We start from the raw sequence: 22,522 nt of genomic DNA on the forward strand, positions 1-22,522 counted from the left end.
GAATCAGGCCGAGCTTGATCGCCCCCACAACATCAGAACAGCGTGGGGTCAGGGCCCAGGTGGCGTTCTCTGGGCATCCAGTTGGTCGCGCTGGGATTCCAGCCGGTTTTCAATTCTCACGCGTGCGATGCCGGTGAAAGGCTCTAGCCGCAACAGTGTGTCGGTTGCGCTCAGGTCGCGGCATTCATCAACCACCGCGCGACCGACCGCGTAGAGCTTTGCGTTGCGGTCCTCACAGGCTTCGATTTTTTGAACATGGCTGACACGCAGGGCTTCAAGTTGTTTGCCCTTCTCCTGTGCCAGCGCGAGATCGCGATCCAGTTGGCTCAAGCGGGCATTGAGTTCCGACAGGCGCTGCTCAGTCAACACTTTGTGTTCAGCGGCCTGTTGCTGCAGCGCGTCGCGCTCTGCCGTCATCACCAGCAACTGCTGCTGCAGTTTCTGCGCTCGTCCAGACGACACACCTGCGCGGACCTCAGCGCCGTCCAGTGCTTCGGTCAGCTTGGCTTGCTCCGCTTCCGCTGTGGTGAGCCGTTCCTGGGCAGTCTGCAACTCCTTGGTCAACTTCTGTACCTGTTGCTGCGCCCGCCGCAAAACCTGGCGCTCCCGGCTTGGTTGATCCTGCGCTGTGGCCAGGCCACACAGGCTCAGCGCCAGCACCCCCCACATGGTGTATCGACAAAATGCAGCCAACATCAGAACTCCTGGAAGGTATAGGGTTGGCTTGAACGCACCATCTGCTTCAAGCGGTGTGGGCTGGCACCAGCCGCCAACAAGCGCTGCACCATGTCCGAGCGCTTGAGCAACTTCGCCCAGTACAACGGCGACAAGCCATTGACATCGGCCAGATCCGGATCGGCACCGTTGTCCAGCAACAAGCTGAGCATCTCTGGATAACCTTCGGTGATACACACCACCAGCAGGTTGTCACCCATTCGATCGGTCGCACGGGTACTGGCTCCAGCTTTCAACAGCGCCTGGGCAGCACCCAAGCGGTTCAGCTTGACTGCGTTCATCAGTGCTGTTTGCTCGTTCAGTCCCACGGCGTTCACATCGGCACCGAAGCGCAGCAAAAGCTGCACCATCTGTGTGTGTCCTCGCAGCGCAGCGGCAGCCAGCGGTGTCATCACACCGCCGCGCCCGTCAACGTCTGCGCGCGCGCGCAAAAGCGCCCGTGCGCTGTCCATCTCGCCTTCGCGGGCCCCCATCAGCAAGGCAGTGTTACCCCACTCGTCCACCGCATTGACCTGCGCTCCCGCTTTGATGAGTTGTCGAATTCGCGCCACGTCACCACTTGCAGCCGCTTTGCTCAGCGCCCGATCAAGCTCGCTGGCTGTTTGCACAAGCGTGTCACTGGCGCTGGCCACCAAGGCCTGCGTCTCGGCGGGCGATGTCCGAAAACGCTCGGAGTCTTCGGGTCCAATGGCGCCTTGCTCAAGTCGGTCCCGGTAGGCGAGCATCTGCGGGTCGATGGCACAGCCCGCCATCACCACACACAGCGCTGCGCAAGCAACAACGCGCAGTGCCACGGCACACTTCCTAGAACTTGGCATTGAACAACACCTGCAGCGTATTGATGGACAAAGGCAAACCACTGATCTCCTGGCTGGACAACCAGCGTGCAGACAACCAGGTGGACTTACTCAGGCTGTACTGCGCCCCAACGATGAAACCCTTGGCATTGGTGCCACCAAGGTGGAAGTCAGAGTCGGTGAATGCGTCAAGCACGGCATCCGCCTCCACATAGCGATAAGTGAGGGAGAGTTGCCAATCGTCTTTGAGCAACATGCTGGGCATGCCCACCGCCACACGTGCCAAATAGCCCTTGGTTTGTGGCTTGACCGGAACGCCGGTGCGGGCCAGGCTCTTGCTGGCGCTGAACCCCACGTTCTTCACATAGTCGCCCGTCAAGATCACATGCACGGGGTTGTACAGGTTGATATCTACCGTGCCCGTCAGGTTGATGATTCTGTAGTCAGCGGCCAGGGCAAACAAATTGGTATTGATGTCACCATCGTTGTCAATATCAAAGAGCGTATTGCCCTTTTGTCTGTAGCCCGGTGCTGTATCGTTGTAGAGCGCGCTTTGGTAGCCATTGCGGATACCACTGACATTGCGATAGTCATATAGCCCTAAACCCACTTTGGCGCGGGTCAGGTTGCTCGGCACCCATTCGACCCCCACCTGCGCGCCCGTCAGCCACTTGCTTTTGGCCTTGTTGCTCACAGACTTCTGGATATCTTCCAACGGGAACGCGCCGATCGTGCCAAATGGCCGCCACTCCTTGGTTGACGCCAAACTGTCTTCCATCTGCAGGGCCAGACCTTCAAAGCTCAGGTCATCATCCCACACCAAGTCAGTGCTGAAAAAGGGGTTGGGAATACGCCCTGCCGACGCAGTCAACCAGGGCAGAAAGGTGGGTGAATGCGCCTTGAGGTAGGCACGATCCAGGACAAAGCTGTATTTGTTGCCGGTCTGACCCATGGTCTGGTTGGTTGATACCGGCTCATTTGTGTTGCCCGTTGTGAGGCGAAATGCAGCCGAGACATCGGGGGTTACTTTCGCGGTGATGCCCAGTCGAGCACGCATACGAAAACGTTGCCTGTCTTCGGTCGTGTTGTCCATGTTTTGCCCCTGGACCTGAAAGTATGACTCTGGCGCGTTCGACTTGGCAAAACCGTCCATCTGGTACCCCAGGCGCAGGTCCCCCTCCAACTTGAAACGATCCACCCATTCTGGAACAGCATTTGCATCACCCCAGCGTTCGGACTTGGCCTGTGCCAACACCTCCTCGCGCACCTCATCAGAGATTTGCTTGCGCACCGACTCGGGCACATACTGAACACGCACCACACCGGGTTCGGGCTTCTTGGAAGCAAGGGGCTCAGCCTGAATGCTGGCTCTGGCCTTGCTCTGTGCTTGCTGAACAATTTGTGCAGCTTTGTCGGCGGTCAATACCCCCTGTTGCACCAGGGACTCCATCAGGTTGATGGTTGTCTGGCGCAGTATCTCCAGTTGCTCGCGTTCATCGGCATGGACTGCACCTGAGCCCAGGGCCACCAGGGTTGCCAAGGCAATATGGCGCAGTGTGTATTGCGTGGGATATTTCATGAATGATCTTAAAAATGGAATCAAAACTCAGGACTGGGCAACAATCCGCAACTTGATAGGCTGCGGCATATCACTGGGTGCACCCTCTCGCACAACCGCAACATTTCGCAAAGCTTGGCGCAAAGCATCGTCCAGACTGGGGTTGTCCCCTGGGCCAATCAGCTCTACGCGCGTGACAGCCCCGGCACTGTTGATCCAGACATGCACTTGCCGCTGATAGCTGCTGGCACTGCGCAGTTTCTTGTCTTTGGCCACTGCGTCCTGGATGCGTTCTTTCACCAAGGCGCTGTACCAGGCGAAACGGCTGCCACCGCCATTGCCAGTGGCCAGCAGATCAGTTCCACCGGGCTTGCCGACGAGACCAAAACCATCGCCGCTGCCGGTGCCGGCCGCATCCACTGCCAGATCGGGACCGGGTGGTGGCGCTTGCGCAGGTTTGTCGGGTGTGGCCTCCGGCTTGGGCACATCGATCTTCTCCTGCGCCAGCTTGGGTGGAGGCGGCGGAGGAGTTTTGGGTGGCGGAGGTGGCGGCGGAGGTTTGATCAATGCAATTTCCTGAACGGCACGCTGCTTGGTTGCTTTGCTTGGCTGAGAAAACACCGAGTACAACCAGTAGCCCAAGACCAACATCAGGATCAGCAACAGCAAAAAGGCCGCCAGTCGCCCCAATCGGCGTGCAGACCATCGGTTACTTGCTTTCACTTGACCAACCGTTGAGTCACCAGCCCAATTTGGTTGAGCTCCAACCTACCCAGCAGGTCCAGCACCTCGACCACTTTGACATACTGCACGGCCTGGTCCCCCTTGACCACAATGGGAAACTCGGGTGTGCTGGCCTTGTACTGCATCAGCCGTGCCTCCAGGTCCTCGAGGGTTGCCATGGGATAGGCGTCCAGATACAGCGCCCCCGTATCTGTGATCGTGATGGCTTTGGTCGAGGGTTTGGCCAGACTGGGCGTGTTGCTGGCTTTGGGCAGATTCACCTTGATGCCCTGCACCGAAGCTGTGGTCATCAGGATGAAGATCACAAGCAGCACATAGGACAGATCAAGCATCGGTGTGATGTTGATGTCGTCGTAAATCGCACCATCTTCTTGGGCTTTAGACATGTTCTTCGCTCCTTCAGTCGCCGTAGGTCTCGGACATCTTGGTCACGAACTCGTCAACAAAGACATTCATGTCAGCAGAAATTGTCTTGATCTTGGTCTGCAGGTAGTTGTAGCCAAACAGAGATGGAATCGCCACTCCAAGGCCTGCGACCGTGGCAACCAGCGCCGCGGCAATCCCTGGAGCAATGGCGTTCACGTTCACATCTCCCGCAGCGGCAATCGCAGCGAAGGTGATCATCACCCCCACCACGGTGCCCAGCAAACCGAGGAATGGTCCGCCAGAGATCGCAATGGTCAGCAGCACCATGCCGTTGTCAAGCCGCTGGCGCTCGCGCGTCAGTTGGGCATCCAGGCTGGAACGAACCGCCAACATAGCGCGTTCACTGATGGCAGGCAGCTCGTTCGACCCCGACTCGGCTGCGAGCTTAGCTGCAGCAATTGCCGATGCATTTGCGAAACGAAATTGCAACTCGCGCGCTCCCACCTGAAAAATGCGGTGGAGCGGCGAATCTTTGTACTCGTCAACCTTGTTTGAAAGCTGATCCAGATGGCTGACGTGGGCTGCGGCACTGTTTCCCAGCTGGGGCAGGTGCTTGGTCAGTTGGTCAAAAGCTTCGGTGAAGCTAGGATTGGCCTTTTGCTGCCGCGCCAAAAGCATCGCCTTGGTCCACATGATGTAGATGGCAATAAAAAACATCACCACACAAATGCCCACCACCACCCAGCCATCCAAGGTCAGGTTGTTCATGGTGGCCATGAAGTAGCCGGTTTCCTTACCGCCTTCCGTGGTCTGCTCTTCCCCTTGCTTCACCAGTTTGCTGGCCGCACCTTGTGAATCTGCCTGCACCGCGATCCAGGCTTCGGAGCGTTCTGCGGTGGAAATTTGGACCTCATCCAGCTCGCCCACCAGGCCTGCACCGATGCGCATACTGGCCGCAGCTACAAAAGCACCCGGTAGCCTGCCCACAGGCTTGCCGTTCAGATAAAGCGTTGCATTAGTGCCTGCACTGACAGCCACGTGCTGCCATGCGTTGAGGGCCAATGGCGCTGTGCCACGCACGGTCGCATCTTTGACACCCAGAACTGGCACGCCGTCTACCAGCGCCAGCTTCAAATCACCCAACGCCAATAACTCGCCATTGGCGAGCTCTGGTTTGATCCAGGCAGAAAAAGTGAACCCGGTGGCGGCCTGCAGCGCTGCATTGCCCACCACCAGCCCCCCTTCTGCCGACAGCTTGGCCGAACCGGCAATCAAACCACCCGGCACATAGCTGACTGCACCCTGGCCAATGTGGTTGCCAGCTGAGGTGGCGTCCTGTGGCAAACCGCTGGCATCGCTCAGATGGTAAACAGCCCATTGCTGAGCGTCGTACATCGGATCCGATGGAAGCGGCGTAGCGGCTTCATGACCGTAGTACATCCAGATGTGCTGTGTACTGTTGGCTCCTGCCACCTTGGGCACCTGAACCCAGACAAAGGCCAGTTCATTGGCCGAATCAAAGCGCTCAATGTGAAATGGCAGCAAGGTCTGGTCATCTTCTGCCACAAACCGCATGTCCGAGCCGTCTTCCTTGGCTGTCAAAAAATCGAAATTCCCGGTGGACAAACGCAACAGTATCGGTACCGATAAGGCGTCAGTGGCAACACCGACAGCCACTGTGTCAAGGGTGATTTTTTTGCGCACAGTCCATTCCTCGTTCCACCACGCCTGGGCGGTTAAGGGGAGCAACAGCGCCCAAGCAGCGACAGCAAATAAAAAACGTTTCATGGTGTCAATCAAGGAATGTGCAGCGAGCTGCTGCAAAGAAATAAGCGTAAGACTGGCCTGCGTCAGAGATGTGACAAACACCCCTCAAACGGTGGACCAGCATCGGAAATCTGTGGGGCAAAAGGACTAGTCTCCGTATCCGAGCACCTCCACACGCACCACAGAAGGCCTGAGAGAAGCGGCCAACTCCTGCGCCGCCTTGGCCGACTCTGCCGCAGCCTGGTTCATTGCCGCAACCACCTTGCCGGTATCGTCACCGCCTGATGTGGCACCAGATGACGCAGCAGACACGGCACTGGTATCCGCCACCGGGGTGCCAGCAGACGTGCCTGAAACAGTGATGTTGTCGGCCCCAAGCACAACCTGAGCCGCAATGTTGAGGTTGCCCGCCCGGATACCGGCGTCACCCGCGTTGACTGTGCCTTTTGGGGCGATCAGGTCGACGTCGCCAGCGGTGATGCCACCGCTGGACAAGGCTCCGATACCAGAACCTGCCGCTGCAGCTTGCAATACTTGGGTGACGCTGCCATCAGCCTCGACCCGAATGACCGGGGGGGGCACCGCCGTCGCGGTCTTTTTGCCCTTGCCAGCATCAATATCCCCTTCGCTGGACCAGATCAAAATGTTGCCTCCAGCAGCTGTCAGCACGCGTGACTGATTGACCAACACGTCATCGCGTGCCACTACGCGTATATCGCCAGCACCAACAGTGACAATTCCAAGCGGTCCCGAATCCATCCCGAACGATGGCGTGGTGACAAGCTCCTTGGGCGTATTGCTTAGTCCAACAACTACGCCACCTCCCGGAACAAGCAGCTCGATATCGCCACCCTGCTCCGTTTTAATGCGGCTGGCAAAAACGTCAATCATGCCTTGGTAGGTTTGAGTGGCCAAGGACCTACCCACACCAGGAAACACTGATTCCAAAGCAAGGTAAGCACGCGAAAAATCGCCCGCATAGGCGTTGTCAACGATGTTGGAGTCACGACCGGTGTACAAAACGGCGTTGAACAACATATCGCGCACCCGTGTGCGCACCGTCTCGTGGTCTGAGGTTGCAACCTGCTGCACGCGCTGCAAGGCTTGGTCACGCAGCAACGTACTGTCGCCTGTGAGCCAGCGCGCCAGCCACAGCGTTTCGTCACTGAACACCCCGTCGGCCAAGTCATTTTCCAATCGGATCACTGCGCCTGCATAGTCCAGCCCAGCAGCACCGACGCCAGCAGCCAAATGAAGATCTGCACCACCATCGGGTAACGAAGAGTTATCCAAAGTACCTCGACTTAGCACTCCCGCAGATGCACCCAAATCGATGTCATGTCCAGCAGTCATGTCCAAACGCCCTGGTCCCGACACAGCAACATAGCTGCCGGCCGCCCTCAGTGATGGAAGTGAAAAGTCATTGCCAGCTTCAATCACGCTGACGTCATGAGCAGATACGTGCTGGATATCCATCGGGAGATTGCGAATGTCCTGACCCGCCCGGACATCAACGAGTTTGGCGGATTTGAGCAACCTGTTGTTTCCGAGAATCGATCCATTCACGGCGTAAATCTGTACCGGATCTGGGTCGTCAGTATGAACAGGTACCACAGCATGTGCCAAAGTTTGTTTCACACTCGTGGCACGATTGAATTCCGACGAGACTTGACCGGGACTCACACTGTCTGGCAACGGCGCTGTATCCGAGAGGGTAATTCGGGCAGACAAATTCACATTCTGTGTGGCCAGAATATCGAGGTCCCCCTTCGGTCCTGGGCTCAGAACCGTGTCTGCCAGTACCGAAACATCCCCAACAAACGCCACCGCAGAAAAGGTCGACGGCATGATCGACAGCAAGTCTTGCTTGCCATATGCGCTGAGCCCCAAGTTCACTGGCGTGGTGTAAACGCTGGACAAGGTAGCAGCCTGGGTACTGCCCGCAAATGCGCCGCCAAAAACCCTCACATCCCCCGTCGTGCTCTGCAAAGACACCGAACTGTCATCGGCATAGGTGGAAAACAAACTCCACTGAGGATTAAGTGCCTGCGTCGTGCCAATATTGCCACCAGAACCTGATGACTGAACAATGAGATGCGGGTTGAGTATTGCCTGCACATCCACATTCCCGAATGCGGTTGCGCTGACGGAACCGTCTCCCACCGCGAGAATGGTATGCACTGGGCGATTACCGACCGAACGTCCGCTGCTGATACTGCCGCCCGCAGTGATGCTGACATCACCCAGATCTGCGTAGTATTGGCCACTTAACACGTCAGTCCCCGCGGTTATATTTACATCACCGCCACCCTTTCGCTTTGAAACTGCGTCATTTACCGTAGTCGAAGCCGTGTATCCCTGCGTGGCCGCAGAAGCAGACAGGTTCGACACCTTGCCTCCGGCGGTAATCGTGACATCACCCCCGCCTAGGGTAGCCACACCTTGCTGGAACTTGTCAAAACGGACCCACCACGCCGGCTGCAACTCATAACTGTTGCCATCCACCTTGAGCTCACCCTGCCGGTAGAGCCAGTTGCTGTACAGCTGCGCGGATGCGACCCCCAGTACGTCGCGATAGGCCGCCATCTCGATGTCCCCACCACCCTGACTGAACTGGGCCTGTCCGGGTACCACAAAACCCGAATCAGGCGTGACCTTGATGCCCGCCGTGTAGATCGCCGATGTGTTGGCCTTGAGCACGATGTCCTGCCCTGCCGCCAAACGAATGTCTCCCGAGCCCGTCCGAATGAGTTTGGCCGCCGCCAACGACAAGTCACCCACGTTGGCGTTGGTGTTCATCACGTCTGCCGAACTAGCGTCCGCACCAGCAACCAGATTGAAAGACCAAGATCGGCCACCCCTGACCGAAGCATCCAAGAGGGCAGCGGGGTTGGCGCCATCCAAAGCCGTTGCTGTTGAGAATCCGTCCGATAAATTGCTGTTGATGTTCAAGTTGCCGCCAGCGCGCAGCGTCAGCACCCCCGCCTCACCACCCGCATCTGAATCCTTGAGGTTCCAGTCTGCGCCAAGGGCCATGGCACCTGCAGAACGAACTTCCACGCCCGAGACCACATGGAAATCTGCATTGGCGGACTGCCTCAATCGGGTCTTGATATCGCTGTAGTTAGCGGCATAGGATGTGTTGTCACTGTTGACCTTGCCCAGACCCAACGTGGTGCCGCTATCGGTGTTGCTGGTGTTCAGCGTGCTCTTGTTGTCATAGACCCGCACCGCCTCCAGCGTCACCTCGCGGGCGCCGCTGATCTTGCTGTTCAAGGCGGTCACAGCAACATCGTTGCCTTTGCGTTGCGCACGCAGATGCAGTTCGCCGCCAACCCCGCCACTCACATCAATCTCGGAGCCGGTTTGCAAATCAATGTTTCGAGAGCTGTCGCCCGCAGCCGCCTCTGCGACCTGCGTGACCGCTCCGATCTCGACCCGTCCACCCTCGCCGCCTGTTGCGCTGGCGCGCGCTTCCACGCGGGCCGTGCTCGTGAGCGTGACGGACTGGCCGTACAACGCCACCTGTCCACCGTCAGCACCCGATGCGGACACCTTGCCCGCGACAGTGAGAGCACCACTGTCCGCAGTCAGGTTCACCTGCCGTGCCGTCACCACGTCGCCTGTCTCCACCGTCAAAGCACCGGTGCGCGCACGCAGGCTGCGTTCGCCGTCAAAGCCACCCTGGTTCAATGCAGCATTGATGCCTGAAAAATTACCCAAATAACCTACGTCGATGCGCACTCGGGCACCGTCGCCGGTTTTGCCATCGGCATCGGCTGTGGAATATCCCAACAGTGTCGAAGCTTCGATATCTGCGGTACCCGCCACCGCACTCACCACCAGTGAGCCACCGTCAGAGCCAACACCACCCGACACATTGATGCTCGCTCCGGCCTGCGCCACCACCTTGCCGGTTTTGCTGGTCAGCACCACCGTGCCGCCACCGGTGCTGCGGGTTTCGTCAAAGAACCTTACCGCGCGGCCAGACACATCGATATCGGCATTCGCGCCGAGCGTCACATCGCCATTCTCCGCCGTCATAGTCAACGCTCCGCCACGCAGGTCGGCCTTGGTGTCAAACTGGAGAGAGCCCGCCTTCAGTTTCCAGGCTGCACCCAAAGAAGATGTATCAGCAAGTGTTTGAGTTGGCGCGATCTGGTTCACATTCAGCACCTGCGAGCCTGCGTCCAACTCTTGATTGGCACCGTTTTGCCCCGTCAGGCGGGCGGTGGCAACCGAAACACCCCCCTGTATTTTGGTGCTGCCTTTGCCCGAAGCCACCAATTCGTCAGCTGTGATGCTGACGCTGGCAAAACCACTCAACTTCTTGTCGCCTTCACCCAAAGTGAGGCTTTGCGCCAGCACATTGAGCGATCCGCTGCCCAAGGTCTGGCTGGCGGGGATGGCATATGCCACATTGGCAGTGTTGCTCAGCGTCAGGTTGAGTGCGCGCAAGTTGGCGATCTGACTTGCGCCTCCGAAACCTGCCAAGCCAGCGCCCTGCAACGCCAAATTCTTGATCAGGGGTCTCCCGTCGGCACCAATACCGCCAACATCCACATTCCCATGGAAATCGAAGGTCGAATAGCTGGTGAGGTCCAGCCTGTCCAGGCTCTGCAACGCATTCAGAGCGGTCTGACTGAACGTCAACCCGTCCACATCCTGGGTCGGGCTTCCGAAGTTGATCCGCGAATCGCCAGCGCTCAATTCGCCAGCCACCCCAACGCCGTTCTTGGCAAAGGTTAGCTGCCCATCAAAGGCATTGTCCTGCGTGGCATCGATGGCAATTGCCTTAGCCGCCTGCAACACGCTGTCGACCGCGCCGACCAGCTTCCCCTTACTGCGGTCTGGTGACCCTGTTCGCGTGAACGTGGCCGATGAGGAAGCCGCCCGGACAAAGGCACCATTGCCAGCTGTGCTGAAACTGCCAGCTTCACCATCGACACCCTGGGCATCGATCCGACTGCCAGCGTTCAATGTGACGCGGTTTGTTGCAGCCAACATCACTTCAGAGGCAGACAGGACTGACTCCTGGTTGTTGGCCAATGTCACGGTATCGGACGATACGGCAAGCAAGGTGTTGCTCCCAGAACGCGTGCGTGTGCCGCCCAACAAAAGACTATCGGAACCCAGACCATTGAGCCATTCGGTTGACACCCATGCTTCGTCCGCACCAGCTGCCGTGGAGGAGCCTCCGATCAACAGATGGGCGGCAGCGATATCAATGGCTGCACCCGAACCGCCAAGTGCAGCTTGCGTCAACACCTTGCCGTTCAAGTGCAAGCTGTCCGTTCCCGAACCCTGACTCACTATGGCCAAACGTCCGGCATCCTGAGGTGAAAACCGGGAGCCGGAAAAGTAGTTCGACGCTGAGGTCAGTGTGAACTCTGACCGATCCAACACCTGCGCACGGGTGAGCACCTGAATGCCCTGCCAATCCCCTGTGCGCGGCGCACCGGATCGGGTGTCAGTGAGGTACCCCGCAGCCACCTGCACACCGTCCGATTGGGTATAGCCATTCCCGGGAAATACAGGGGTGCTACCCGAATTCAGACGCACCGCAACTGCACCAGGCAACAAGGCATAGTGAGCAGGCAACAGGGTGTAAGTGCCGTCCGGCAAACCATTCACGCCTTGCAGATACACGGCAGCCCCTCTGGCGAGGCCGAGGCTTTCCTGCACATCGTTTGGTGCGTAACCATCGGTATACCCAGCAATCACAGCATAGGTATTCGGCTGGGCCAGGTAGTCTGCTGAACCACCGGGCCCCACCGTGAACTCATAGGCTTGAACGTCCCCCCCCCCCCGCCACGGATAACTGAGCCCCTGATTGAATGTCTACCTTGTTGCCTTTTAGGTTGACCGACTTCTCGGGCAAGTCCGATACAGTGATGCCAGTGGCATATAACCAATCACGCCCATTGGCCACCGTTCCAAAAGGCAACACGCTGCCGTCCATTGCCGATACCGAGGTCACGCTGCCGGACGTCAGCGTCAGCGACTCGCTGGCCTCCAGCTCAATCTGACCGAAGGGTGCCCAGATACTGCCATTCTGGTCAATCTGACTGGCCGCAATACGCAAACGACCAAAAGCAGACAACGGCTGTGCCACAGCACCCGACGTCTGAGAGATGGTCACCGTCCTACCAGGAGCGGACACCTCGAAGTCGCTGTATGTCGACGGTGTGACCACACGAGCGGTAAGCGTCAGATCGCCAGCGGTGGTGAGCGAGCCGGTGGGACGAACCGTCGAACTCACGGCCACACCCGACAGCTCGATTTGCTCCGAAGCGTTCAACCTTGTTTCTGACATACCTGTCAGCGTGGACTTGCCGACCACTTCGATTCTTTTCGCATCCACTGCCAATACGCCGCTACCGACCACCGGCGTATTGGTGACACTTTGACGCAAGGTCGATTCATTACCCAAACGAACCAAGGCGGCAGCAACAGTCGCTTCACCTCCAGAGGTTTCAATACGGGGTGCATCAAGGGTGACCGAGCGCAAAGGCAATGATCGAGACGCGCCGATGCTCACCCCATCCCCTAGGCGAATAGCATCTTTAGAAGACAAGGCAATCTGATCAAAACCGGCTGCCTCAATGCGACCAACATCCAGGCGCGACGACTCACTGAACGAAGTCGGCACTACCTGTCCTTGATGCAACCCCTGCGCCTGAACAGATACAGAGGGCTCAATACTTAACACGCTGGCTAAACGGGGAAATCCAAGACCATCTGTCGGCAGGTTGTCGTTTCCCAAGCTCACAGAAAACTTACCTCCGATCCACTCGGCTGACCCCGCCTGGGCCAACAACGTGCCGTCCAGCACCACCCCCTCGCGCGCCGAGATGGAAACCGCGCCTGCACCACTGCCCAAGTGGCGACCGATACCACCTGCTTCATTTGGTTCGTCAAGGTATATCGGTGTGGATCCAGAGACATCGATGGTGGAGCCTTCCTTGGCGATGACATAGCCGGTCGATGCAGTGAGGCTCACCGAGCCACCATCTAGCACCTTGCCCAAGGGCTTGCCATTGGGGCCAACATATGTCAACGCCGTTCCAGATACATCCAGGCGAGAATGATCGCCCAGCCAAATGCTACTGGTGGTGTCGAAAGCCTTGTCAAGCGGCCCTGACAAACTGGCCTGAATGCGCCCTGCCTCAGCTTGTACTGTGCCAAGAATGCTGATCTGGTGCGCAGCGTTCAGGGTAACAGCGCCACCAGCATCCACCGTTGTGAGCGAACCCAGGCCAAGCGTGATATCGCCCAGCGACTGCGAATCTGCCGTGAGGGTCAGGTTGACCGGGCTTCGCTCATGGACTGGTTTGGCCAACAGCGATGTCATTGCTGTCATATCGGTTCCGCTCGTTTGCACAGCAAACCCCGGGGTAAGTACACGCGATTGCAACTGCGGTGCCAACACCACGTCATCAGCCAACGTCACACCTTCGCGACCAGTGATGGTGATGTTCTCGAAGCCGCCCGCAGACAGCCACTCCGCACCAAGGAACAAAGCGTTATCGGACTGGCCAGGTTGCCCGCCGATCTGAACGAAGCCTGAGGACAACTTCAAGGTGCCACCATCCTCAAAACCAAAACCCTGCACGCTGCCGTTTAGCTCAACGCGCCCAGGTTGAGACAGCTCCGACTTAACGCCCTCGTTGGCGGAGATGGATACTGTGCCACCGCTGCCGTACTTCAAGGAGCCATCCGGCTGCAACCACGCTGAGCCCGACACATCAACGAGCGAACTCGCGCCAAGCAAGGCATCCCCAATTGCGGAGATAGTCACAGAACCGCCGTCAGTCGCCACGCCCTTGTTGTTCGGGTCGCCAAATCCAACGCTATGGTTGACCCACTTGCCTGCTGTCGAGAGCGTGACACCTGCTGCAACAGCCACATCGGCGGTAGCGAGCACGAACGGGCTATCTGGATCAGCCTGGTTTTCGCGCGCATTCACTGCAATGTTCCCGCCTGCGGCACTGACATTGGCGTTGACTGAAACTGAGCTGGCTGTGATCGACAACGCCCCTTTGTTCGGCAAGGCCACGTCTTGCTCAACCACAGCATCTTTGTTGGAGTAAACGGTCAGTTCAGTGATCAAATCCTCGCCCAACTTGTCGGTGTCGATGAACAGGTTGTCCTTGAACCTGCTTGCCAACTCGTCGCCAAAGTTGAAGCTGCTTGCCAGTTGCTGAAACGAATGCCCGATACGAACTTTCTGGAAATTCTTGAAGTCACCATCGCTCATGGAAGAGCCCACCTGCAGTTGCGCCCCCTTTGGCGCAATACCGGCGGCAAGTTGCCGCTCACCCACAATGGTTTTCCCCATGATTGAGGACTGCAATACTGTTCCGCCCATGCCAACGATGTTCAGGGCGCCTGCTGCCTTGCCTTCGGTGTAGCCCGGGTCAAAGTGGATGTATTCGCCAAGATCAATCGTTTCGGTCTTGTTCCAGCGGTCATAGCCGATCTCATAGCGCGTGGCAATGCCGTCGTACCGCACGTTGGCATCAGCGTCACTCACCTCCATGCGCTTGCCTTCAGCAAACAGCAGCGTGGACTTGACCAAGGCAGGTGTGTATTTGACACTTCCTCCCGAAAGATTGATGGTGGACGCCGTCTCCAGGATCACCTCACCCTGTGACTTGATGTTTACTGTGCCACCCTGGGTAGAACGCTCCCCCACCGTTCGACCCAGGCGATCCTGGTACCCCTCCAGGCTGTCCTTGGCAATCAGCGTGGACTTACCGCTCTGTGCACGAGCGAGCGCACGCTCCACGTCTACATAAACCTTCTCACCACGCAGGGCACCACTGCGGTTAACAGGTGAATCTTTGAGTTCATCCCCGCGGAGTTCCACCTCCACCGTATTGCGGGCAGTCGATACCTCCACACCGGAAAGCCCTGACACATCAATCAAAGCACCATCGGCCATGTGCACGCGCGCGGTGTTCGACACCTGATTTCGTCCCGCTTGGGTGAACGGATTGATGGCACCGACACCATCAATGTTCAATGGTTTGTCAACAGCCGTGATGTCCACCACCCCACCTGGAACCCGGACCACCGAACCTGATGACAGTCTCACATCATTGCCCAGAATCTGCACCCTGGATGGGGCGGCCAGTCCCTGTCCCGTGGAGCCGTCGAGAGAGGTTGTTGTGTCGCCCGTTTCGGGGAGAACCTCGGTCACACTGCCCGCGCCCAAAACCACACGCCCAGCACGAGCCGATCGACTCCCTGTGGCATTCAGGTCTGCCGCTGATGGCATGACATGGCTGTCCTTGGCCAGCAAGTACACCGACCCGTTGGCCACCACCGATGTGCTGGCACGCGCCAAGCCAAGCTGGTTCACTGCAAAGCCAACCATGGTCACATTGCCCGTTGTTGCAGTGAGTTTGCCCAGGTTGGTCGCGTTGCCCAGCTGATCCAATGCTGAATCGGTCAGGTCCACCGCCTGACCGTCCAACACACCGTCCTTAACGCCCGTGTTGGCAACGTTATATCCTGTCAAATCAGCGGGGCTATCCACCTCCACCATCAGGCCGCGTACATTGCTGTCGCCGTAACTCGACGCGGCACGCAGGTAGGCCTTGGTACCCGCCGCCAACACCACCTGCCCACCAGGCGCAGAAATGCTGCCTTGATTGATGACAGTCGGCGCAATCAACATGATGCGACCTTGCTCACCCGCAGTGATCTGAGCGCCCTCAAACACCTTGACGAAACCGCTTGTCCCCACGTACTGGGGCTGGCCATCGCCCGGCAATAACGTGTCAAGGATGAACTTGTCGGCAATACCCAGGCTCGATGCGGTAAAGCTGTTCAGGTTCACCTGCGAGCCACCCATGAAGGCAATGCCGTTGGTATTGACCAAAATAACGTTGCCCTTCTGGCCCGCACCCTGTGTGATGTTGCCAGCAATCACACTCGGGTTGGCATCCCAGATACGGTTGAGCGTGGTGAAGCTGGCACCTGGCACCAGGTTTCCAGAAGCTAGGCTGTCCACTTGGCGGAACTCAACCCCGTGGCCTGCTGCAATGTTGAAGTTCTGCCAATTCAGGATGGCTTTGTTGTCCACCTGATTCACATAGGCCTGTTTGCCATTGGCATTGATCTGGTAAGCCGCTTGCCCGTAGGACACAAAAGCAGGCAGACTCCCCCCCGGACTCTTGGTGGGCAGCTTCTGCGCCAGTGTCGGCAGGGCCAGCAAAGCGCTGACGATCAGGGCACCAGCGCCACGCGCTCCGCTGGCGGCCTTGCCGCAACAACGCGCACTTTCGGCCACAGCCACCAAAGCACCCAGGCGGGTATTGAACACAAGACGATAGCGTTGACGGTTCATGGCCTTGCTCCAGGGCGGCTTTACCAGGCGTAAGCCAGGTTGAAGTGGATACGGTGGTCACCACGGTGGGTGTTGCCTATGGCCTTGAGGGGATAGGCCCAAACCAAAGACATGTCCACCCCGCTCCACCCTTTGAGACTCAAACCCAAGCCAGCGCCCGATAGGGTGAAACGCTCGGTAGCACTGATCGGGTCAATCACCTGCACCGATGCGGCGTCCCAGAAGGCCAACGCCTTCAAGCTGGCAGAGGACTCATTCAAGGCCGGCAAAAGATTGGCAAGATTGGGGCTTGTCGCTTCCATGCTGATCGCAACACCCCGGTCACCCAGCGCGGCAGACTCCAGGTAGCCTCGCACGGTGTCGGCACCGCCAATCGCGAACTGCTCGTTGGAGATCAGCGGTTGGCCAGCCAACTGCCAATGGGCGCGCCCCTCCAGGCCATAACCCTGCGGCGCGATCCATTCATGCGAGGCATTGCCACGCACATACGCATAAGCCGGGCGGCCCTTGAAACGTTTGTCGGCAAACTGTTGTTCTTCTCCGACCAAGCCCTGCAGGTGAAAATTAAATGACAGGCCCAGCTTGCTGGTGCTGGCTTCATTCAGCCAGGTGGCATCCCACCCCAACGTGAAAGGCAGGTATTTGATGGGTGTGTTGAAGCCACCGCTGTCAAGCAGCTCCACTGACTGGTCAAAGTCTTTGTAGTCAGCACCAAAGGACGCACTGTGAAAAAAGTCCTCGCTGCCCGGCAGCGGGTGGATATAGCGCAGCCCCAGCACGGTACCGCGGCCCACCACACTCAAGGTGCCCACGGCGGCCACATCCGAGTCAGACTTCACACCGTAGAAAGCCAGGAAGTCCCCCCCACTGAGCGGCATGGTGTAGTTGGCAGAAAACACCTTGTTTTCTTTCGGGTTGTTGGGTGAGGTTTGCACCGTCAAGCCCAGGCTGTGCTGCTTGTTCCACAGGTTGTCGTAACGCAGGCTGGCGCTCAAGCGGGTGCGCGAGGTGTCCTGGCTGTAGCGATCATTGAGTTCCATGTTGCCGTGCAGTGGCAATTCGTCCTGCACCTTCAAGTCCACCTCGACGGTGCCGGGCGTTTTGCCCGGGCGCAGCACGGGGGTGATGCGCCGGTCCGGGCTGCGGTTGAGCGCTGTTAACTCGGTCTGCATGTCCTGGAAATTGGGGACCTTGTCCTCGGCCAGTTCAGGCACACCGGCCTTGATATCGCTCGGCAAAAAATAGCGCGAATCCACCACACGCAGGCGGTCCACGGGCGCTTCGGTCACGACCAGTCTCACCAGGCCGTCGTTCACCTTTTGCTGAGGAATGGTCACCAGCACCGTGAGGTAGCCAGAGGCGTGGTAGGCCTTCTCCAACGCGTCACGTGCTTTTTCCACATCGGCCAGGGACTTTTTTTCACCCAGGTGCGGGTACACAGCACGCTCGACGGCGATGGTGGGCAGCAGGGTGGTGCCTTCGACACGGTATTCAAAAACATCGAAACCTGGTTCCTGTGCCTGGGCGGGAGCCCCCCCCAACAAAGCTCCTGCCAGCAGGCAAAGTGACAAGATGGCGTTTGGCCTGGGCAGGAAGGATCGATCTGACACGGAACCGAATAAGCACAACAACATGAAACGCCTGTGAAAAAGTCGGAATTCAGAAAACAGGCTCGGGACAGCCATTGCTGGCTGTCCCGACACCGGGTCAACAGACTGCATTTACCAGGCACACACAGCACCCGGTTGCCAGTCACACTGCCTTCTTACTGGATGGATGCCGAACAAGCGTTGCCACCCTTGTAGCCCTTAGACACATGTGAGGGGTGGTCTGCGTTGCTAAAGCCAGACAATGGGGTCACAAACAGGCCACGCAGGTCGGTCACGGTCGGGTCACCCAGCGCCGTCACCAAACCGGTCATCAGACCAGCACCTTCGGCCGGGGCAGAAGCCGCAGTGAAGGCGACCATCTCGTACCAGAACTCATAGTCACCGTCGATGGCGGTCTGGCGCTGCTTGCTGTCAGCCGTGGGCGACACACCATTGATCTTGGTGAAAGCGAACTTCTCGGTGGAACTCGGCGCATTTTCCAGTGACAACACACCGATGGCGTAGGTACCGGCGGTGGAGGCAGCGGTGATGTTGGTCTTGACGTCACCCGAACCGTTGTTGGAGCGGATGGTCACGGAGTCATACACCGTGGAACCCACCGAGTTGGAGCCGTCAAGCGTCAATGCGCCGAGTGCCAGACCAGTCGCGCAGGGTGCGTTAAGGAAGAAAGCGTTGGATGACGACTGCGTGCCCGAGGTGCCGACGCGGCGCTCGACCACCAACGGCAAGCCAGCCAACGTGGGGGCCAGCAGGCCCGCGCTCTTGTCACCAGCGTTGCCTCCCACCAGCGAGGCGTATTTCTGGCGGCTCACATTGGGCTGGCAGGCCGGGGTGGTGTTCACTGCGGTGATGCTGGCACCAGAGCCGGTGGCTGCACAAGCGGCGCTGGTGATGCCCTGCGACTGCTGCATGGCCACATACAGCGGGTAACTCACCGCCAGGCCAAAACCCTGGGCCACATTGGTGGACACTTCGCTACCGATGTCGGCCAGGCTCTTGTCCACGCTCAGGTTCAGCTGATTGAGGGTGTATTCGGTATCCGACACACCACCCACGGGCAGGGTAGGCAAGGCGTTCACACTGGTGTTGGGGGCCACCGTCACGGAGGTGCTGCCGCAACCGATGTAGGTGGGGTCAGTCGTGGTCAAGGCGGTCAGGACACAGGTGTTGCCGGTGGTGGCGGCAATGTTTTTCAGGCGTTTCACCGAGCCGCTCACACTGGCATTCACTTCACCGGCCAGGAACAGGTGCGGTGTGTAGGCCTCAAACGAGCCAACATCAAACGTGTGGTAAACAACCGTTTTCTTGCCTTCCAGGTCGGCGCCAGCCAGCGCACCCATGGTGCAGGCGTAGGCGGCAAACTTGCCAGCGTTGCTCTTGCCTGGGGCAGCGTCAGCGGCAACAGACACCGTTTTTTCCAGGTACACATGCAGGTCGTCAGGATTGCCATCGGTGTTGGCATCCACACACAGTTTGCGCACCGCGCCATACACAGCGGCCGTAGGCGCACTGGCACCGCTGATCCACAGCTGCACAGTCGTCGCGTCAATCTGACCAGGTGTCAGGGCAAAGGACGAAGAAGCAAGGCAGGCCAAGGCGGCGGCCAGGGAGGTGGAACGAAGTTTCATGATGAGGTCCAGTAAATGAAGAGGTCAGACAAGCAGAGGCTGCTACCAGCAGCAGCCTCTGCGGGAGCAAGAAAGCTTCAGGCAGACTTGTTACGGCGGCGGCGGGCAATGGCACCCATGACACCCAGGCCAGCCAGCAACATGGCATAGGACTCGGGTTCTGGCACGGCGGCCACGGCGAAGGTCAGCACATCCCCTTGCAGCCTCCACAGGCCGTACTCACTGCCACCCGCCAAAGCGCCGTTGTTGTCGAACTCGATCACGCCATCACCGTCAAAGTCGTAACCGATGGCCGTGAGCTTGGCTTTGTTGGAGCCGGTCAAGCTGCTGGTAACCTGGTTGAAGAAAGCCAGCGCCTGCTGCTGACCTGCGAACGTGGTGCTGCCAGCGGCGTACTGGCCGTTGTACTGACCGTTGGTGTCAAACATGGAAGTTTGTGCAACCTTTTCCATGCCACCGCCGTTATTGAAGTAGGCCATGCTGCCTGCGGTGGCCAAGTTGGCACCATTGGTGGCTGTGAGGTGTGTGCCGCTGGTGTTCACAGCACCGAAGAAGCCATTGACAGTCGTACTATTTAGGCCACCAGCAGTCGTATTGCTGGTCGCTGCGATCACGGATGCAGCGCCACTGGTAGTGTTGATGGCATTGGCGGAAGCATAAATACCCTTCGAACCCGCAGTAGTACCCACGCCGTCCAGAGCCATCACTTGCAACTGTGCCGTGCTGGTGGCGCCTGCAGCGGTAGCCGCAGCATTGAAGTCGCTCAGGACGGTGCCGTAGTTGCCGATGACGGACGCTGTCAGGCCGGTGCCGCTGTATTGACCCGTGCTCAGGTTCCACGAACGGAACCACGACGACGCACCGCCGGACAAGGTGGTGTTGATGTCGGTTTGCCAGGAGGCGAGCTGAGAATACGACAGACCCAGGTCGAAAGAAGCCGACGAGCCAGCAGCGAAGTTGCCATAGGACAGAGAAGCCAGGAAGGTACCGTCGCCGGATACGCCGCCGGAATCAACTGCCGCGTTGGCAGCACCAGTGGCGGCCAGCAAGGCGGCCAGAGCGATAAGTTTGAATTTCATGTGTTGATCCTAGGAAAAGGTTGAAGAGGTAAAACAAGGCTTTCAGGTACGCCAACACAGAAGGATCTTTGTTGCGTGGTGTGTAATTTAGGTTTTGATCGTTACAGCCTGTGTATGCCGAGGTGCCGATTGACTAGTCCGTTTGGCTAGTCCAGAAAAGCTGACCATGCTGTGTTTTATTGGCAAAAACAGCTTCTAGCCCTTATCCATTAAGGGTTACATGCTATTTTTATGGAAGCTTGGCCGGTAGCTGTGCCCGGCCAGGGTCAAGCCGATTCGCCAGGCGTCATCAGCCGCAATGTGGCGCTTTTGCCAACCGCTTGAGCGCGCGTGTTGACATTGAGCTTGCGCATGATGTTTTGCATGTGGTTTTTGACGGTAGGCAGGCTGATGCCCAGAATTTGGCTGATTTCCTGGTTGGTCTTGCCGTTTTTGACCCAGTGCAACACCTGAATCTCGCGTTTGGAGAACAAGGTGACAGCGCTCGCTGCTTCGGGTTGGCTGCCGTTTTCGCTGGCAAGCATGCGATGCAGTGCCATGTGCAGGTAAGGCATGAGCAACTCCAGCAGGTAAGCGTCACGCTCACCCGGCGCATGTGGCATACCCGCAAACAAAAAGAAGCTGCCAAACGCGCCTTGTACATCCTTGGCACCGTGGGCTGCCACGTGGCCAAAGTCGAGACGCTGCAGCTCACCCAGCAATTGCCGCCGCCCGACCTGGCCTTCGCAGTCTGCACCCAACAGGCACGGGGTGCGCGCGTGGCGCAGCCAGTCGTCCACAATGCGGGGCAACAGCCCGTTGACCGGGTCACGCACCGTCTGCTCTGCCTTGGGGTTGAGTGGTATCCGCGTGAAGGTCTCGTGTTGGAGCTGCAGTTTGCCGATGTCGCCATGGCCGCAAAACAGCACCTCGTGAGGAATAAACCCCTGCAACGCCCCCTGCACCCAAAGGTAGAACTGCGAACGGGTGCTGACTGCCAGCGAGGTATCGATGGTGACTACCAGGTGTTCCAGGTCGTAGCCACTCAAGCGCGCAGGGCTTTTCATGGCACAAACTCACCCGCTGCCGGGCCAAAGACCCACTGGTTGTAGTGGGTCATGCCGGTAAACGAGGCATCACGCCCCTCAAAAACCGTTCTGAACGCAACGCCTTCAGACAGGCTGTGGACCCCCAGGATGCGGTCTCCGGCCTTGACCAGTCCCCATTGTGTGCCGCCGGTCATCGGGTCGCGGTAGAGCTGGCGCAGGTAGCGGCGCGGCATCGGGAAGCGCTTGTCCTCCAACAGGTCTTCCAGTTTCGCCGGGTACTGCTTGACCTCACCCGGAGAGAACGCGTAATAGGCGCCAATGGCCTGGCGAAACTGGTTGCCCACAAACAGCAGCTGCGTCTCTTTTTCGCGTTGTGCCAGGGTGTGCCAGACCTGGCCTGCGCCGGCCAGCGTCAAGCCCATGGCAGCCAGCGCAAACAGCACCAGCAGGTAGCCAAAGCCCCGCTGACGAGAGATCAAGCTGTGCTGAGCCTTACCACTGTGCATACGGCATCTCCTCACCGCCAGCACCACTTTTGAGGTCTGACACACCAGTGAGCTCGCCCGGCGCTGGCACGATTACCCAGGTCTCGCTGCTGTCACTCACCGGGTCCACCGGCAGCTTGCGCAGGTAGCGCTTGCTCACCAGCTCACCCAACTCGGCAGGGTAGCGACCGGTGTCGGCGTGGAACTTGTCGATGGAGTCACGCACCACTGCGAGGGTTTCACGCAAAGCCGCTTCGCGGGCCCGGTCAAGGTGAGCGAAGTAGCGCGGCGCCACAATGCTGAGCAATGTGGCGATGATGGCCATGACGACCATCAGCTCGATCAGGGTGAAGCCTCTGCGACGCATG

Annotated in this window: 14 protein-coding genes and 1 pseudogene; all 15 read right to left on the bottom strand. The window is 58.5% G+C overall.

Annotated features, from left to right (window positions below):
- Nucleotides 1-48: 48 nt before the first annotated feature.
- A complete protein-coding gene (locus KKO72_RS14290) occupies nt 49-696 on the bottom strand; it encodes a hypothetical protein (RefSeq protein ID WP_214939682.1) in 648 nt (215 codons plus the stop codon).
- On the bottom strand, nt 696-1,529 hold the full coding sequence (locus KKO72_RS14295; protein ID WP_214939685.1) for an ankyrin repeat domain-containing protein: 834 nt from the start codon (nt 1,527-1,529) through the stop codon (nt 696-698). The genes KKO72_RS14290 and KKO72_RS14295 overlap by 1 nt, the downstream gene beginning before the upstream one ends.
- A 10-nt stretch (nt 1,530-1,539) precedes the next feature.
- Nucleotides 1,540-3,111, bottom strand: coding sequence for a putative porin (locus tag KKO72_RS14300; protein WP_214939688.1), 1,572 nt, complete (start codon nt 3,109-3,111; stop codon nt 1,540-1,542).
- Nucleotides 3,112-3,138: 27 nt separating this feature from the next.
- Entirely contained in the window at nt 3,139-3,813 is a 675-nt protein-coding gene (locus KKO72_RS14305; RefSeq protein WP_214939691.1) for a TonB C-terminal domain-containing protein, read from the bottom strand.
- The gene (locus KKO72_RS14310; RefSeq protein ID WP_214939695.1) at nt 3,810-4,220 is read right to left on the bottom strand and encodes a biopolymer transporter ExbD; all 411 of its coding nucleotides are present in this window, start codon (nt 4,218-4,220) and stop codon (nt 3,810-3,812) included. The genes KKO72_RS14305 and KKO72_RS14310 overlap by 4 nt, the downstream gene beginning before the upstream one ends.
- A gap of 13 nt (nt 4,221-4,233) precedes the next feature.
- On the bottom strand, nt 4,234-5,988 hold the full coding sequence (locus KKO72_RS14315; protein WP_214939698.1) for a DUF2341 domain-containing protein: 1,755 nt from the start codon (nt 5,986-5,988) through the stop codon (nt 4,234-4,236).
- A gap of 126 nt (nt 5,989-6,114) precedes the next feature.
- On the bottom strand, nt 6,115-11,742 hold the full coding sequence (locus tag KKO72_RS14320) for a filamentous haemagglutinin family protein (protein ID WP_214939701.1): 5,628 nt from the start codon (nt 11,740-11,742) through the stop codon (nt 6,115-6,117).
- A 7-nt stretch (nt 11,743-11,749) separates the two neighbouring features.
- Nucleotides 11,750-16,123 (bottom strand): filamentous hemagglutinin N-terminal domain-containing protein, encoded by a 4,374-nt coding sequence (locus KKO72_RS14325; RefSeq protein ID WP_214939764.1) that lies wholly within the window; start codon nt 16,121-16,123, stop codon nt 11,750-11,752.
- A 69-nt stretch (nt 16,124-16,192) separates the two neighbouring features.
- Nucleotides 16,193-16,324: pseudogene (locus tag KKO72_RS21380) on the bottom strand (ESPR-type extended signal peptide-containing protein); the annotation flags it as partial.
- A gap of 20 nt (nt 16,325-16,344) precedes the next feature.
- Complete coding sequence (locus tag KKO72_RS14335; protein WP_251140665.1) at nt 16,345-17,865, bottom strand: ShlB/FhaC/HecB family hemolysin secretion/activation protein; 1,521 nt, start codon at nt 17,863-17,865, stop codon at nt 16,345-16,347.
- Nucleotides 17,866-18,089: 224 nt separating this feature from the next.
- Nucleotides 18,090-19,562 (bottom strand): hypothetical protein, encoded by a 1,473-nt coding sequence (locus KKO72_RS14340; protein ID WP_214939707.1) that lies wholly within the window; start codon nt 19,560-19,562, stop codon nt 18,090-18,092.
- 77 nt (nt 19,563-19,639) lie between these two features.
- Nucleotides 19,640-20,641: a PEP-CTERM sorting domain-containing protein gene (locus KKO72_RS14345; protein ID WP_214939710.1), complete on the bottom strand. Its 1,002-nt coding sequence runs from the start codon at nt 20,639-20,641 to the stop codon at nt 19,640-19,642.
- Between the two features lie 266 nt (nt 20,642-20,907).
- Nucleotides 20,908-21,687, bottom strand: a complete 780-nt coding sequence (gene epsA / locus KKO72_RS14350) for an XrtB/PEP-CTERM-associated transcriptional regulator EpsA (RefSeq protein WP_214939713.1) — start codon at nt 21,685-21,687, stop codon at nt 20,908-20,910.
- Nucleotides 21,684-22,175, bottom strand: coding sequence for a type II secretion system GspH family protein (locus tag KKO72_RS14355; protein WP_214939715.1), 492 nt, complete (start codon nt 22,173-22,175; stop codon nt 21,684-21,686). The genes epsA and KKO72_RS14355 overlap by 4 nt, the downstream gene beginning before the upstream one ends.
- A complete protein-coding gene (locus KKO72_RS14360) occupies nt 22,162-22,521 on the bottom strand; it encodes a type II secretion system protein (protein ID WP_214939718.1) in 360 nt (119 codons plus the stop codon). The genes KKO72_RS14355 and KKO72_RS14360 overlap by 14 nt, the downstream gene beginning before the upstream one ends.
- Nucleotide 22,522: the final 1 nt, after the last annotated feature.

The organism is Rhodoferax sp. U11-2br (assembly GCF_018619435.1).
GTDB lineage: Bacteria > Pseudomonadota > Gammaproteobacteria > Burkholderiales > Burkholderiaceae_C > Rhodoferax.